This is a genomic window from Vibrio cyclitrophicus, assembly GCF_024347435.1.
Lineage (GTDB): Bacteria > Pseudomonadota > Gammaproteobacteria > Enterobacterales > Vibrionaceae > Vibrio > Vibrio cyclitrophicus.
In genome coordinates this window covers 2096978-2112377 of the sequence record NZ_AP025480.1, presented here as the reverse complement: position 1 = coordinate 2112377, position 15400 = coordinate 2096978, and the positions used below count along the sequence as shown (strand labels likewise).

General features: G+C 43.3%; 15 protein-coding genes and 1 pseudogene. 7 read left to right on the top strand and 9 right to left on the bottom strand.

The window, feature by feature from the left end; translation table 11 throughout:
- Nucleotides 1-146 precede the first annotated feature (146 nt).
- The 4 genes and pseudogenes from OCW38_RS09215 to OCW38_RS09200 all read left to right on the top strand — a co-directional run bounded on the left by OCW38_RS09215 (nt 147) and on the right by OCW38_RS09200 (nt 5196).
- Nucleotides 147-1580, top strand: coding sequence for a sodium-dependent transporter (locus tag OCW38_RS09215; protein WP_261893798.1), 1434 nt, complete (start codon nt 147-149; stop codon nt 1578-1580).
- A 166-nt stretch (nt 1581-1746) separates the two neighbouring features.
- Nucleotides 1747-3370 (top strand): annotated as a pseudogene (locus tag OCW38_RS09210) (methyl-accepting chemotaxis protein).
- 165 nt (nt 3371-3535) lie between these two features.
- Complete coding sequence (locus OCW38_RS09205; protein ID WP_261893796.1) at nt 3536-4234, top strand: TIGR01621 family pseudouridine synthase; 699 nt, start codon at nt 3536-3538, stop codon at nt 4232-4234.
- Between the two features lie 8 nt (nt 4235-4242).
- Nucleotides 4243-5196, top strand: coding sequence for a class I SAM-dependent methyltransferase (locus OCW38_RS09200; RefSeq protein WP_065100419.1), 954 nt, complete (start codon nt 4243-4245; stop codon nt 5194-5196).
- A 93-nt stretch (nt 5197-5289) separates the two neighbouring features.
- On the opposite strand, the gene OCW38_RS09195 is transcribed toward OCW38_RS09200, so the two are convergent.
- The 5 genes from OCW38_RS09195 to OCW38_RS09175 all read right to left on the bottom strand — a co-directional run bounded on the left by OCW38_RS09195 (nt 5290) and on the right by OCW38_RS09175 (nt 10147).
- Nucleotides 5290-5907, bottom strand: a complete 618-nt coding sequence (locus OCW38_RS09195; RefSeq protein WP_010440135.1) for a CDP-alcohol phosphatidyltransferase family protein — start codon at nt 5905-5907, stop codon at nt 5290-5292.
- On the bottom strand, nt 5897-6547 hold the full coding sequence (locus OCW38_RS09190; RefSeq protein WP_016786262.1) for an ATP-binding cassette domain-containing protein: 651 nt from the start codon (nt 6545-6547) through the stop codon (nt 5897-5899). Before OCW38_RS09190 ends, OCW38_RS09195 begins: the two co-directional genes overlap by 11 nt.
- Nucleotides 6513-8213, bottom strand: a complete 1701-nt coding sequence (locus OCW38_RS09185) for an ABC transporter permease (RefSeq protein WP_016788790.1) — start codon at nt 8211-8213, stop codon at nt 6513-6515. The genes OCW38_RS09190 and OCW38_RS09185 overlap by 35 nt, the downstream gene beginning before the upstream one ends.
- A 5-nt stretch (nt 8214-8218) precedes the next feature.
- Complete coding sequence (locus OCW38_RS09180; protein WP_065100418.1) at nt 8219-9385, bottom strand: ABC transporter substrate-binding protein; 1167 nt, start codon at nt 9383-9385, stop codon at nt 8219-8221.
- A 315-nt stretch (nt 9386-9700) separates the two neighbouring features.
- Nucleotides 9701-10147, bottom strand: a complete 447-nt coding sequence (locus OCW38_RS09175; RefSeq protein WP_010440148.1) for an META domain-containing protein — start codon at nt 10145-10147, stop codon at nt 9701-9703.
- A 197-nt stretch (nt 10148-10344) separates the two neighbouring features.
- Here OCW38_RS09175 and OCW38_RS09170 point away from each other — a divergent pair, with 197 nt between their 5' ends.
- Complete coding sequence (locus tag OCW38_RS09170) at nt 10345-10650, top strand: DUF1289 domain-containing protein (protein ID WP_016768591.1); 306 nt, start codon at nt 10345-10347, stop codon at nt 10648-10650.
- Between the two features lie 109 nt (nt 10651-10759).
- Nucleotides 10760-10927, top strand: a complete 168-nt coding sequence (locus OCW38_RS09165) for a hypothetical protein (RefSeq protein ID WP_016784617.1) — start codon at nt 10760-10762, stop codon at nt 10925-10927.
- A gap of 72 nt (nt 10928-10999) precedes the next feature.
- Here OCW38_RS09165 and OCW38_RS09160 read toward each other — a convergent pair whose 3' ends face one another.
- The 3 genes from OCW38_RS09160 to OCW38_RS09150 form a co-directional block, all read right to left on the bottom strand.
- Nucleotides 11000-11302: a thiamine-binding protein gene (locus OCW38_RS09160; protein WP_016768592.1), complete on the bottom strand. Its 303-nt coding sequence runs from the start codon at nt 11300-11302 to the stop codon at nt 11000-11002.
- A gap of 172 nt (nt 11303-11474) precedes the next feature.
- On the bottom strand, nt 11475-11696 hold the full coding sequence (locus tag OCW38_RS09155) for a hypothetical protein (RefSeq protein ID WP_010440159.1): 222 nt from the start codon (nt 11694-11696) through the stop codon (nt 11475-11477).
- A 282-nt stretch (nt 11697-11978) separates the two neighbouring features.
- Nucleotides 11979-13217, bottom strand: coding sequence for a DEAD/DEAH box helicase (locus OCW38_RS09150; protein ID WP_261893783.1), 1239 nt, complete (start codon nt 13215-13217; stop codon nt 11979-11981).
- Nucleotides 13218-13586: 369 nt separating this feature from the next.
- On the opposite strand from OCW38_RS09150, the gene OCW38_RS09145 reads away from it, so the two are divergent.
- Nucleotides 13587-13943 (top strand): hypothetical protein, encoded by a 357-nt coding sequence (locus OCW38_RS09145; protein WP_010440166.1) that lies wholly within the window; start codon nt 13587-13589, stop codon nt 13941-13943.
- 196 nt (nt 13944-14139) lie between these two features.
- Here OCW38_RS09145 and OCW38_RS09140 read toward each other — a convergent pair whose 3' ends face one another.
- Complete coding sequence (locus OCW38_RS09140) at nt 14140-15264, bottom strand: M14 family metallopeptidase (protein ID WP_010440171.1); 1125 nt, start codon at nt 15262-15264, stop codon at nt 14140-14142.
- Nucleotides 15265-15400: the final 136 nt, after the last annotated feature.

Sequence of the window (15400 nt, the reverse complement as noted above, 5' to 3'; positions counted from 1 at the left end):
AATTTTATTCTTAAACTGGTTTACTTGCTAGACAACGAGCGTCAATCAAATCTTTTAGGTGTGTAAATTTATTTATACACCTTCCTTTTAAAGACGCCACCCAAAGCAAAACACAACATCACATAACACAAAAGTTTGGAGTACACGTGGCTACTAGTAATACAACCACAACACCCCGCGATACCTGGGGTTCGAAGTTAGGATTCGTAATGGCTGCAGCAGGTTCTGCTGTTGGCTTAGGTAACATTTGGAAATTCCCATACACAGCAGGTGAAAGTGGCGGTGGTGCATTCGTTGCCATTTACCTGTTTTTTGTAATTTTTATTGGTTTCAGTGTCATGCTGACTGAATTTGCGATTGGCCGTCATACGCAAAAATCAGCAGTAGGTGCATTTAAAACAACTGACCGTCGTTGGACGTTCGCTGGCGTTATCGGCGTATTCAGTGGTCTACTTATCATGGGTTTCTACCCAGTAGTAGGCGGTTGGTCAATCGCATACATCGGTAAAATTGCAGGTGGTCTTCTAGACGCACCAGAAGCAATTGGTGATAGCTTTGGTGGCTTTATCTCAAACCCAGTTCAACCACTAATGTGGATGGGCTTATACCTACTACTTAACGTTGTTATCGTTATGAAAGGTATCTCTGGTGGTATTGAGAAAGCAGGTAAGATCCTGATGCCGCTTCTTTTCATTATCCTTATTGTAGTATCAATCAAAGGCATTATGCTTCCGGGCGCGATGGCTGGTCTTGAGTTCCTATTCAGTCCTGACTTCTCTAAAGTAGACAGCAATGTAATCCTAGCCGCGCTAGGTCAAGCATTCTTCTCTCTAAGTCTTGGTATGGGTTGTATGATGACATACGGTTCTTACCTTAAGAAGAAAGAGAACCTAGTTCAGACAACAGCAATGGTAACCGCAATGGATACTGGTGTTGCTATTCTAGCTGGTGTTGCAATGTTCCCTGCAATGTTCGCATTCGGTATGGAACCTGCAGCGGGCCCTGGTTTAGTATTCGTTGTTGTTCCTCAGCTATTCGCTGAAATGGGCGGCGTAATCGGTCTTCTATTTGCTCTTATGTTCTTCGTTGGTTTGAGTGTTGCGGCACTAACATCTTCAGTATCTCTACTTGAAGTTGTGGTTTCTTACCTAATCGATGAGAAAGGCATGAAGCGTGTAACAGCGGTACTGTCTGCAAGTGTTGTAATGGCGATTCTATGTATCTTCGCTTCTCTATCACTTGGCGGCTTCGGTCCAACACTGTTTGATACTGGCGCGTTCGGCATTTTCGACCTACTAACGGATAAGATTTTCCTAGCGGTTGGCGGTATGTTGGTATGTATCTTCGCTGGTTGGAGACTAAACCGTGCAGACCTAGAGAAAGAAATCACTAACGACGGTGAAGTCTCTTTCCCACTATTTGGTCTATGGTACACACTAGTTAAGTACATCATCCCTGTAGCTATCGCAATCGTTGCGTTCATGGGTATCTCTTCTGGCTTCGATAGCGGTAAAGGTGCAATCATGCTACTAGGTATTGGTATCATTGCTGGTTTTGCGCTGATTTCTAAGAAGTTCTAATCGCAAGATAAAGTAATTTGATAAACGGGAGCTCATTAGCTCCCGTTTTTTTATGTCTGGAACTTAATTATCTAAGAAAAATAATTATTAAAGGTATCCGTCTGATAGCCGATATAAATGGAACGAATAGCTGTTAGAGCTATATTTTGATTTAGGTAGGTGTTGTTTGAAATTGTCAGTGAGAAAGAAACTGTATGCCGGTTTTGGCTCTATATTGGCGGTGCTTGTCACGTTAGTCGGTATTGTATGGATGGAAGTGATTGGCGCTCATAAGAGCGCCGATGAGATTAGATTAGATGATGTACCGGGTACCGTTACCTACCTTGTTTTGATCGATGAAGCTGGAGATGTCTATCGAGATGCTCTGGGTGCAATCACTCTGGTCGATAATGCACTCAATGATTATCGAACCAACAAGAACGAATTTACTCAAGCAATCGAACAAGCAAAACGTTTGGAGAGTCGAGGATCTGAAGACCATCGCCGTATTCAGAGAATAGAAGAGCTGATGGGACGTTTTACTCATGAGTTTGAATCGAAACTCGTACCTAAGATCAATAATGAGGCTGCGCTGTTATCCAATATCCAATATCCAACAGCTTAGAGCCTTGTATGAAAAGAACCTTATCCCCATTGAAAACTTACTTGATCAGGCATCGGCAAGTGAGCGTGCAGATACGGAACAATCACTGCTTACCTTGACGGATTCGTTTACCACTATTGAACAAACCATCATGTTACTGTCTGCCTTTGCGATGGTATTTGGTGGTGTGATTGCATTTGTATTGTCTAGTTCGATTACCAACCGCTTAACTCGCGTTGAACAAGTGGCACGACGCGTAGCAAATGGCGACCTTACTACTGGGGATATTGTTGATGAGTCAGGTGATGAGTTAGCCGACCTAGCTAAGTCAATTAATCAGATGCAGAAATCGCTGGTTGACCTTCTAGGTTCTATCTCTTCGGTGACTCACCAAGTCCAATCAGTGACAGGCGAGTTGTCGTCAATTAGCCAAGACATCGTTTCTGGCGCATCTGCTCAAGCGGACAAAGCAAACCTGATAGCGACAGCGGCTGAAGAACTAAGCTTAACTATTTCTGAGGTAGCACAGCAGGGCACTTCGACTTATGAAGAAGCACGTCGTTCAGAAACTTCGGCTGAAGATGGCCGTAATGTCATCGTCGAAATGGTTGCGAGTATCGAGCAAGTGTCGGCTCAAATGAGTGATATGTCGGTGCAAATGAATACGCTCGGTTCACATGGTGAGCAGATTGGTAGCGTTATTAAAGTGATTGAGGACATTGCTGGGCAAACCAACTTATTAGCTCTGAATGCTGCGATTGAGGCTGCGCGTGCTGGCGAGTTTGGGCGTGGGTTTGCTGTAGTTGCTGATGAAGTGAGAGCGTTGGCAGAGAGAACAACCAAAGCGACACAAGAAGTGTCGGGCATTATTCAATCAATTCAATCTGGTACGCAAGAAGCCGTTACTTACACGCAGGATAACTGTCGGTTAGTTGAGATTGGCGTAGAGAAAAGTTCAGGTGCGGTTTCAGCATTGGAAGCGATTGTTAGCGGCGCTGGTAACGTACAAAGCATGGTCAACTCTATTGCTACTGCAGCAGAAGAGCAGACAGCTGTAACCAAAGAAATTGCAGCGGACATTACGGCAATCAGTGATATATCTGAGCAATCCTTGCAGCTAGCGACGCGCAGTTCTGAAAACACTTCAGGCCTGAACGCTAAGGTTGCTGAGCTCGAAGCATTAGTCGGTAAGTTTAAACTGGCTTAGCGGTTAGTACGTGTTGGATAGAGATTAAAGATTCATCACCTAAACAGTCAGACGAAAAATGAGCCCAATTATTCAATGTTTATTGAGTCGATTGGGCTTTTTCCTAGCTGGAATCTGGGTTCAGACGCGGTATACTCCCCGTTCTACAATGGAGCTAGCCTTTACATGTTCGATATCCTTCTGAACCATCCTGATTTTTTACTTATTAACAAGCATCCTGGCGTCAGCGTTCATAAAGACGATGGCGATACCATGTTGCTTCAAGAAGTTGTTAAAGCGATTAACGAGCCTAAGTTATATCTTGTACATCGCCTTGATAAAATGACTTCAGGTATTCTACTGCTAGCAAAGAATGCTTCGGCAGCAAGCGAGCTTTCGCAGTTGTTCGCAAAGCGTGAGGTTGAGAAATATTACCTTGCGATTGGTTCTAAAAAGCCAAAGAAAAAGCAGGGTTTGATTTCAGGTGATATGGAACGTTCAAGACGTTCTAGTTGGAAGCTTCTGACATCCAAAGACAACCCAGCGATTACCCAGTTTTTATCGGCAACGGCAGAACCCGGCGAGCGTTTGCTATTATGTAAGCCCTATACAGGAAGGACGCATCAGATCCGTGTCGCGATGAAGTCGATCGGCTCCGCTATTGTTGGTGACCCTATTTATAATCCATCGAGTGAGGCTGACAGAGGCTATCTGCACGCTTTCGCGATTCGATTTACCTATCAATCCCAAGCCTATGAATATGTCTGTGACCCGAGGAACCTTGATTCCTTGGATGAGAAGTGGCATCAAGAAACCGTGTCTAATGGTTTAGACAGTTGGCTTGAACCTTGGTCATTAACTTGGCCGAAGCTAAATACTAAGTGAGTGAAATAATGGAAGCATCAGCTTTACCTCTGTTTTTTAGTCATATTGAACAGCAACTTAATGAAGTGCCGAATGAGCTACGCCGTATTTTTCATGGTCGTGGTAAGTTTTGGCCGGGCCTAGAACAACTGACATGTGACTGGGTTGATGGGCAGTTATTGGTTAACGTATTCAAAGAGGTGGACGGCGAATTCTTATCATCGCTTAAAGCTGGATTGGTTGATCTGACTAATAAAGACATCTGGCAAGCAAAACAGGGCACAAGTATTGTTCTGCAACACCGTTATGCCGATGGCGCGCCTTCAGAGGTTTTATGGGGCGAACTCAATGACTCACCCGTTGTGGTTGAGCACGGTCTTAAATATCAATTAGACATTGGCCGTAATCAGAACTTCGGTCTGTTCCTAGACATGCGTAATGGTCGTCAGTGGGTACAAGATAATGCCAAGGATAAGAATGTTCTTAACCTGTTCGCATACACTTGTGGTTTCTCTGTCGCGGCTATCGCTGGTGGCGCTCGTCAATGTATGAATGTTGATATGTCGCGTGGTTCATTGAATAAAGGCCGTGATAATCATCGTTTGAATGACCACGATATGCGCTCGGTAAACTTCCTTGGTTACGATATCTTTAAGTCGTGGGGGAAAATCAAGAAAGGCGGTCCATACGAGTTGGTTATCATCGATCCGCCATCTTTCCAGAAAGGCAGTTTTGCTTTAACCAAAGATTACAAAAAGATCCTACGTCGTTTGCCTGAACTTCTAACGGAAGGTGGAGAAGTGATTGCTTGTGTTAACTCACCAGCAGTATCACCCAACTTCTTGATTGAAACGATGGCAGAAGAAGCGCCAAGCGTTGAGTTTATTGAACGTTTAGACAACCCGCCTGAGTTTGTCGATGTCGACCTTGATTCAAGCCTGAAGGTATTGAGGTTTAAAATCACGGCTTCAGCTGAAGCTTGATATCATGATTTAGTGGGCATTATCCATACTAATATAGAAAACGCCGCTCACAATGAGCGGCGTTTTTATAGGTGCAAGAAACTAACTCATTTATTAACTAGCTTGGTTTTTTAGTGTCTGAAAACCAAAATAAATACGCATGAACGTCGTTAGCCAACACGCTGCGCCAAAAATATAGGCAATAACGGCAAAGTGCTGAGGAAAAATACAAAACACAATAAAACAAGCGATAGTTTCTGTGCCTTCGGTTAGCCCAGACATGTAGTACAGAGACTTATGTTTGTAGACTGGGTTCTCGATACCGCGTTTGCCTGCCATCACTGCAAACGCTAAGAAACTACTGCCTGTGCCGATAAATGAAAAGATCAAAAACGCGCCTGCAATGGCATTGTGTTCTGGGTTGGCAACAACAAAGCCAAAAGGGATGAGTGAATAGAATAAAAAGTCCAAGCTGATATCGAGAAAGCCACCAGCATCACTAATTCCTTGGATTCGAGCCAAAGCCCCATCCAGTCCGTCGCAAACTCTATTCAATACAATGAAGCCCAAAGCCCAATCGTATTGTTGTAATGCAAGCGCAGGAAAAGCTAAACAGCCAACCAAAAAGCCAAACAAGGTCGTTTGGTTTGCTGTGATGCCTACTTGATTCAATAGCTTAGCTGATTGGTTAAGTGGCCACTTGATGATCTTGATGGAATACTTATCTAGCATGATGACTCCTCCACGGCCAAGAAAGTACTTGTGCTCCTTTTGGTACATCGGTTTCGTCGTGCGTCACCATCAACGTTGGTATATTGGCTTTGCTGAGTTGCTCAAACACCCAATCGCGAAACTGTGCTCTCAACTCCTGATCTAGCTTACTGAACGGTTCGTCAAGCAGAGCTAGTTTTGGCTTAGCTAATAGCATACGAGCTAAGCTGACTCTTGCCCTTTGGCCCCCTGATATTTGGTCAGGGAACGATTCAGCTAAGTGTGTCAGTTCAATATCCTGGAGTGCTTTCATCGCTTGATTTTGACGAGCCGAGCCCCTAATTGAATTTGGAAGTGAGAATGCTAAGTTTTCCCATACCTTGAGGTGAGGGAACAATAAATCGTCTTGAAATAATATCCCAACCTTACGTTGATGTGAGGGGATGTTATCAAGGTGAATGTCGTTTAAAACAACACTCCCGGTATACGAAAACTCGCCATTGAGATGTCCAGCGATGGCATCTAATAAGGTCGATTTTCCACAGCCACTAGGCCCCATCAAAGCCAATACTTGGCCTGATTCTAGCGTTACGTTTAGCGCTGAAAATAGCGAATCACCTCCTTTTTTATGGATGGCGAGGTCGTTGAGATACAGACTCATTGGTGAGAAAACCTTTAAAAGTAAGACGGCGATATTTAAGTTGAAGTCGACTGACAACTATCGCTAAAGAGAAAAAGAACAGAGGTAATAGAGCCTGCCAGATGGCATAAATAGCGGTTACCCTGCGGTCGAAGCCACTGGTAAGTGCGACAGCTTCTGTAGTAATGGTGCTAATTCTGCCAGCGCCTAACATTAATGTTGGCAAGTACTGAGCCAAACTCACACTGATTCCAACTGCCCATGCAAAAGCAATAGCAGGGAGCAGGATTGGTAGCTTGATTGAGCACCAACTCTGAAATGGTGATTTTCCTAGGCTGAGTGAGGCTTTTATCAAGCCATCATTGAAGCTTTTCCATGGGCCATCCAAAGATAAATAAACAAACGGGAAGGCAAAGAAAACATGAGCCCAAATCACCCACAGCTCGTAAGCACTACTGCCAATATAGAGTGTTGTCACCTGTAGTCCGAATAACACTGAAAGCTGAGGGATTAACATTGGGATCGCGATAATAAAACCTGGCACTTGCCATCTGTGCCTGATTCGATATTCATGAGCAACCAACGCTAGCAATAATGCAACTGACGCTGAAGCAAGAGCAATCCATAAGCTTTGTCCGACGGTACTTAAGATACCGTCCCACTCATACTCCCAAAATTTTAGGCTATATCGGCTTGGCAATAAGTCTGGAAAACGCCAGCGTTGAGCTATGCTCCATATAATCATTAACGGGATAATGAGTAACGATAATGCAGCAAGAATCGTGAAGACTGTTTTTCCTGGTAAGTTAATTCCTGTGCGACCAGAAAACTGCCAAAACTTGAACTGTTTTAGCAATGACCACTCAATCAGTCGTGCTGTGGCAATGATAAGTGACGCCAAAACAAACAAGACAATAGCACCAGCCGCAGCGCGTGGTAATAAGCTCAGATCTGGGTCGTTAAACCACTGCCATACTAATACTGCAAAAGTTGGGGGATTGGTTGGCCCGAGAATCAGTGCAATGTCGACAACCGATAAACTATAAGCGAGTACCGCCAGCATTGGGAAGCGAAGCTTGGTAAACCACTGTGGGAAAATAACCTTCCACCAAATTTGAGAACGACTGTAGCCCAATGAAGCACTGACTTTAGTAATGCGTTCAACATCGATCTGTTGAAGTATCGATAAGCTCATTAGCAATAAAAATGGAATTTCTTTTATTGCGAGCATAATGATCAGCCCGAATGCATAAGGGTCTTTGACCAATAATGCAAGCTCAGAACTGTTGCCAGCTTCTCCGACTAATTGATGTAAAGCTCTGGCGCCAAGGCCGGTAGGGCTAAACAAAAAAGCAAACCCGATTGCAAAAGCAACATGCGGAATAGCGAGCATTGGGGACAACGTTAGCTCAATTTTTTTCCAAAAAGGCTTTCCCCAGGTTGCTTGGATAATACAAAAAGTGAGAAAGCAGGCGATGTAACTGCTCGCAAAAGCAGAAGATAAACTCAGAGCAATAGAGTGCCAAACGCCTTCCCATTGAAAGACTTGTTCAAAACCGTTGAGCGAAGGTTCCACTAGACCCAAGGGCGGGATAAAGCTTAGTGATGAAGCAACCACTCCCGCAACCCCAGGGATCGTTGGGATTATGCACACTGCTATAACAACAAAATATAGGGCGTGTAGCATCAAATTTAGTTACCGTATCGCTTAAGCCACTCTTTCTCGAGTGCAGCTTGCCAACTAGGGTGAGGTTCATCAACCGATTTGAATTGCTGAGTATTTTTAGCGCTGCCAGTTAAGTATTTACTACTTAATACTGAAGGGTCACCCCAAATATTCAGGTCACCTTTACGTGATTGTGCTTCTGGGCTGAGTAAGAAGTTGATGGCTACTTGTGCACCTGCAGAGGAGTTGGCATTCCAAGGGATCGCTAAGAAGTGAATGTTTGAGAGTGCGCCACTCTCTAGCGCATAAGCTTTGGTGCTTTCTGCCAGTTTTCCGCTAGATTGCGCAGAGAACACAGCATTTGGATTGAACGTGATCGCAAGGTCGATCTGCCCGTCATCAAGCAGTTGAATGCTCTCTGATGTACCAGCCGGGAACTGTTTGCCACCACGCCAAGCGACTTTATGGAATTTATCTAAGTAAGCCCATAGTGGAACGGTAACGGATTGAAAATCGTCTTCTGAAACCGGTTTAGATAGTGCTGGGTTATTGTTGGTCAACTCAATGAGTAGAGATTTGATAAAGCTAGTACCGTGAAACTCAGGTGGTCGAGGGTAACTTAGGCGATTAGGAAAAGCTTGAGCGTAACTCAACATTTCCGAAAATGACTGAGGAGGGTTGTGTAGCGTCTCTTGATCATGGATGAAAACCAGTTGCCCTACACCCCAAGGTGCTTCTAGACCTTCGGTTGGTTCAGAGAAGTCGACATCAATTGGTAGAGATTTATCAACGTACTGCCAGTTTGGAAGTGATTGAGTAAACGGCCCAAAGAGTAGACTATTGTCTTTCATTGAGCGGAAATTTTCACCGTTGATCCAAACAATATCAACACTGCCTTCACTGTTTTTTCCTGCTGCTTTTTCAGCAATCAAACGCGTGGTTGTTTCTGCGATATCGGTTACTTTTACGTGTTTTAAAGTGACACCATACTCATTTTGTAACTGCTTGCCTGCCCACTGTATGTAACGATTGATCTCTTGGCTACCGCCCCAAGCGTGAAAGTAAACAGTTTGTCCTTCTGCTTGCTGTTCAATTTGGTTCCAATTATCTGTTGATGTTACTTCATCAGCATAAATAGTTGCACTGTATGCAACGGTTGCCATGATTCCTAACGTACTTACTATCTTGTTCATAAACTTTTCCATTTGGTAGTGAACGGGCAAGAGCTTTGCTATTTCGAATTCCCTAACAGTTATTCTATCTGTTTCTGAAATAATTTCTAATTCAACAGTGAATTAGAGGCTTCTGCCATCCTAACAACAGACCGTTAAACCAGTGAATTAATTGCACCTAAATGAGAGATTTTTAATGTTTATTGGACGTGAGTACGAAAATTCGATGAGAAGTAAAGTTTTGGTGAAGAAAAGGGCGATTTTAAGCAATAAAAAAGGAGCCGATAAGGCTCCTTTGATCAATGTCTGGTATCGACAGTATATTGTTAATCGAGGCTAGTTTACCCAATCACGAATGGTGTACGTTAGCGTATGCACGTCGTTTTTCAATACTAGTGTGTCTTTTGTTAGGGTTACGTCACTCCACTCGCTAAGAGTCGCTGAAACCGACTGTTCGATTTCCATTGCAGAGCCGTGACACATCTTCATTGTCATGCCCATTTGCTTAATACGGAACTGGCCGTCTTTCAGCTCGCCTTGGCCAAAGAAGTTGTTACAGCCAGCGATGCCGTTCGCAGTCATCTTTTCACCGATTTCCAGACGAGGAGTCGCTTGGTTTTCGCTTTTCTCAATGTCCTTGCCATCAATTTGAGCAAGTTCCCAGTTATGGTGCTGTAGATCGGTTGGTGTTACTTGCATCGCGTTATCACCTGTTGTTGTGCATGCTGCTAGCAACATAGGTAAAGCGGCTACTGCTAGTAATTTTTTTGAACTAAACTTCATATTAAAAGGCTCCAAAAGAAAAAACGAAGTTACTGAAAAAGGTGTAACTTGATGGGTTCAAAGTATAGTTTACAAAACACTATATGTGTCAGTATAAGGTCATAGTTTAGTATGAATTTTATGAGCGAGGCGACAAATTAATCGCTTACTTTTTAATTAGTAAGCTTAACTTTTATTGTTTCAGGAAGTGAGGAGACATGGTGGAGCAGTTAGAGTTTTTTCAAGTTCCAAGCCCTTGCGTTGGGGTGTGTTCAAGCGATGATAAAGGTTATTGCAATGGTTGCATGCGCAAAAGAGAGGAGCGCTTTAACTGGATGGCGATGACGCCGTCTGAGCAGTTGCACGTTATTAAGTTATGTCGTCAGCGTTATAGAAGAAAAATAATGAAGCAAAAGAACTTAATCGATAGCAAAACTAACCTAGTTGGTAATAAAAATAATACACAGGGTGAGCCAGTTGACGAAGAGGGAAGTACCACTCCTCAAAGAGAACTTTTCGGCTAATGTGGAACTATCAATATTTTATTTAACTCCAAAGCAACTATTACTTTACATAATGGTTGGCGTGTAATATTAAGGTAGGTACCTTTGTACCAGAAGGAGTGATGTCGGTATGAATAAAAAGCACGCAAAACTCAAAAAGAAACCAATCAAAGCATTGGATCGAAAACCTATTGAGGCGAAAGATGACCCTGAACAAAGCGCGCGTGATTGGCATTCAATGACCGAAGAAGAGAGAATGGAAATCCTTTCACATCTTTCAGACATGCCTTTTCAATAACATCACAGATTCTTCAGAACCTCTTCGACAGATTAAAATCGCCTAAAGGCTAAACATGGCTAATAGGTAAACTTATACAAACATGTGATTCGCTTTCGTTACACCACGATGATAAGTACAGAATGTATCATCGGCATCGGTGGTTTTACTGTGAATTTTGATGTTTGTGATTACTTCGACAGCACCGGCATCGTAACAAGCTTGTTCAGCCTTTTTAATTATATCGAGTAGTTGGTTGAGTTCACCTTTCATCGTGGTTTCCATCGCGCCGATTTGGAAAGGAACATCCGCTGCCTTAACCACTTCAAGTGCCTTATCAACCACTTCGAAATTGTTGCCTTCTTTAACGCGAGGAATCACTTGGAAGGCAACCATCACTTGTTTTTCTCTTTTTAACTCAGACACTTTCTGCTTACTCAATGAGGGGGAATTGTTGCAGATGATAGGTTAATGCGGAGATAAATTCTACAGCGACAAATCTAGTTCATTTGTTGGGTGCTCTTATTGATCAGCTTACCTAATAACATGGGTTTGCCTAATGACACTGCTATTTGCTACCCCAATGATCGCTAACCCAACCACCAATATGCTCATCAAAATGACTGCCACTGAATCTGTGGTTACGTTCTACAGAAGTATCACACTCATCTTTGTTATCTATCAGGTTTTGTATGTAGTTTGCCATCGGGTCATTCGAACGTTGACGATCTCGGCGAGTAGCCACTTCCTTAATCAGTTGTAATCGGTATGTAGAGCTTGCACGTTTCATTTCGATGACCTCCCGGTTTTTAGACACTAGTAGAAAAATCTAGTTGCCAAATATAGGGGCGTCAACGTGATCAGAAAGTATTTTTTTTGAGCAACCAAGAATCAATACGTTGGCATCATAATTCACAAAAGTGTCATTTAAAATGGCGCGCAGAGGTGCATTATTCTTCAATAAAAATGCTTATCTCTTCCTAAAATATTTATTGCTCAAGCTCAACAGCGAACGTAAAAACGCCCAGAAAAATTTGGGCGCTTATGGGAGGATTCAATTTAGAACAAGGAACTATTTAGTGTGATTTGGCTTGCTCTTAAATTGCTTCACACTTTTTTTCTTTGCGGTTCTGCGGTTGGCCATTTTGTCTTTGGGCGGGCGCTTACGAGCGGTTGCTTCTGACGCTGGCTTGTCTGTGACAGGGAACCCTTCCAGTGATTGTAACGATAACGGTTTATTGGTCAAAGAACGAATCGCGTTTAAACATTCATTCTCACTGTGACTAACAAGAGATATTGCGACTCCAGCACTTCCTGCTCTTGCTGTTCGTCCAACACGATGTACGTAAGTTGCCGAGTGTGCAGGTAAATCAAAGTTGATCACGACCGGCAGTTGCTCGATATGAATACCTCTAGCCATCACATCGGTCGCAATGAGAACTCGTGTTTCACCATTCTTGAAACTCTCTAGTGCTAAGGTACGTTCTTCTTGGTTCTTGTTTCCATGCAGTGCACAGACACTGATTTTTGCTTTGTTTAAACGTTTGGTTAGTGCGTCAGCGTTATCTTTTGCTCCGATAAACACCAAAACCTGTGACCAATCGTTCTGATTAAGTAGAGCAAGGAGCGCTTGAGCTTTACTGCCTTTGTTCACGAGATAGAGCGTTTCATCAATGGCAGAGACAACGCTATTCTCTTGGTGTGCCGCAATTTTTACTGGATGACTGAGAAGTGCTTCCGCTTGGCTAACCAGTTCTTGGGGAAGCGTAGCTGAAAACAGCGATGATTGACGTTTCACTGGAAGAGCATCAGTAATGATTTGAATATCGGGCCAGAAACCCATATCGAGCAAACGGTCTGCTTCATCAAGCACCAAAGATACGCAGCGAGCTAACTCAAGCTCCCCAGTTTGGATCACAGCGAGTAAGCGGCCAGGCGTAGCAATAGCAAGTTGCGGTTTCTCTGATAACAGCTGTTGCTGATTATCTATGTTGACACCACCGCTTAATGTGATGGTTTTAATTGAGAGTTCTGTTGCAATGGGTTCAAGAGCTTCAGCCACTTGTGATGCGAGTTCACGAGTTGGAACTATGATGATGGCTTGCAGTTCATTCAAGTCGATATTGATGTTGTTCAATAAAGGTAAGCCGAACGCCAACGTTTTTCCACTGCCCGTCTGCGCGAGCGCAAGAACATCTTGGCCTGCGACAATCTTGGGTACGGTCGCTTGCTGTATCTCAGTCGGTGTATTGAATCGAGAAGGAATGGCTGCGACAGTTTTTGCGTTAAGGGTTAGTTTATCAAACGACATAAATGAACCAAGTATCAAAGTGGATGTGGAGTCTAACAGGGCTGTAAAAGTTAGAGAATGAGTTTTGCTATCTTCGTGACAAACTTTTCGAGTATAAGTGTGAAAAACGTTCAGGATATTTTATGAGTAATGATTTAGGTTTGGATTTTTGTTTAGATATGATGTTCCGCTCGTAGTATATGACCGACATCTCAGTTTTTGCAGAGTTTTAGGTAATACCAAGCTCCCAGCTCAAATTACTTAAAGTATTCGTTCATTAAGTCGATATAATTACTAGATATTAATGCAATGAATACATCAATTTTAAAGCGTTAACTGAAACTAATCGATAGCTTATTACTGATCAATCAAAAGAGACGGGAGTCACTGATGTGTGAAGAATCGTTCACCCAGAAACGCCAATATTATCGTTTAAAGTACCCTAAAAGGGCACGTCCGGTGATGCGAATTAAGGATGAGCTTTTTCATGTCAGTGAGGTTTCTGAAAAGGGTGTGCGTCTAATGATGCAAAACGTCATTCCTGTTTACCGCGGCTTTTCAATGGCGGGAACGTTAAGACTACACGACAACAATAGTGTTGATATTAGTGGGGCTGTGTTGCGACAAGAGGGCGATGAAGTGATTGTTCAATTGTCTCAAGGCCCAAGCTTCAAAGATATGGTGTCAGAACAAAGGCATATTCGGCAGAGATACCCGGTCTTCTTTGCTAACTTGAGAGTGGCCTAAGCTAATTAGTAGATTAGTAGATTAGTAGATTAGTAGATTAGTAGATTAAACAAGTAGATAAGTAGATAAGAAATCAAAAAGCCCGGCGCATTTGAATGCACCGGGCTTTGTCGTTTTTGTATAGCAATATCTTTACGCAGCACTTCTAACCAAAATCGCAAAAAATATGTCTTTGGTTAGGTTAGCGTGACGTCAATTAGAGTTTGCCTGCTGTCGCCCAAACTGCCGCTAGCATGTCGTGACCGAATGCAACGCTACGCTCTGGAGACCAACCGTAAAGTTCATCAGCGTGGCTGATGTGGTCTTTAAATGGCATCTCCACTGTATAAGCCAAACACTTGAACTGTTCGCTTATCCAGTTTGTGCCCACTGTCATATTCGCTTTTCCTGGTTCGTCTTTATCGTAACCAAATTCATCTTGGAATTCGGGAGTGATAGTCAGAAGGGCTTGCTTGAAGTGGTTCTCTAGTTTTTCAATGCGCTCACTGTATGACGGCGTACCTTCGCTACCCGCAACAAAGTTATATGGGATTGCTTCGTCGCCGTGAATGTCTAGACACATGTCAACGCCAGTTTCTAGCATACGCTCACGCACAAGGAAAACTTCAGGACTACGTTCTAGAGATGGCGATTGCCATTCACGGTTAAGGTTAACGCCAATCGCGTTGGTACGTAGGTGACCACGGATACTGCCATCTGGGTTCATGTTCGGTACAACGTGGAAAACAACGTTATCTAGAAGAGAACGACCTACTGTGTCTGTTTCATCAAGTAAACGTTGCAGCAAGCCTTCGATCAGCCATTCAGCCATAGTCTCGCCCGGGTGTTGGCGACCAATAACCCAGATGTTTTTCTTCTCTTCACTTGGCTCACCAATGGTTAGCAAAGTGATGTCATTGTTGTCTAGCGTGTGACCCAGCGTTTCTAACTTACAAGCCGGGTGCGTTTGAGCACTGTGCAGGAGATCTTGGTGACGATCATATGAGTAAGGCGCGAAATAGGCGAAGTACATTGAATCGTGTTCAGGAATGATATCAAAGCTTAGTGTATCGCCATCGAACTGAGATGGAACACGGAACCACTCTTCACGATCATAAGATGCAACAACATCGTAATCTTTCCAGCCTTCAGGATAGGCTGATGTTGCCAATTGGCCGATTTCAAAGTGGTGAGCTTGTTGATCTTCACTTTCTAAACGGAAGTGAAACCATTGAGAGATTTCAGTCTGGTTGTCTGCTGGGATCGTCAGTTGAATGTTTTGTGGTGAATCTGCTGAAACGACGTGAATGTTGCCGCTTTCGAAATTGCTGAAAATTTTCATTGTAGTTTTTATCTCGTAGTTGAGTTGCCGTAAGACTAGCACACTTTTTTTCGAGCAAACCACTAGCGAGATCGCAATGAGATGTTATTTCAATTATCTATTTCTTATTATCTACCTTTGAGTTTTCTGACTTGAA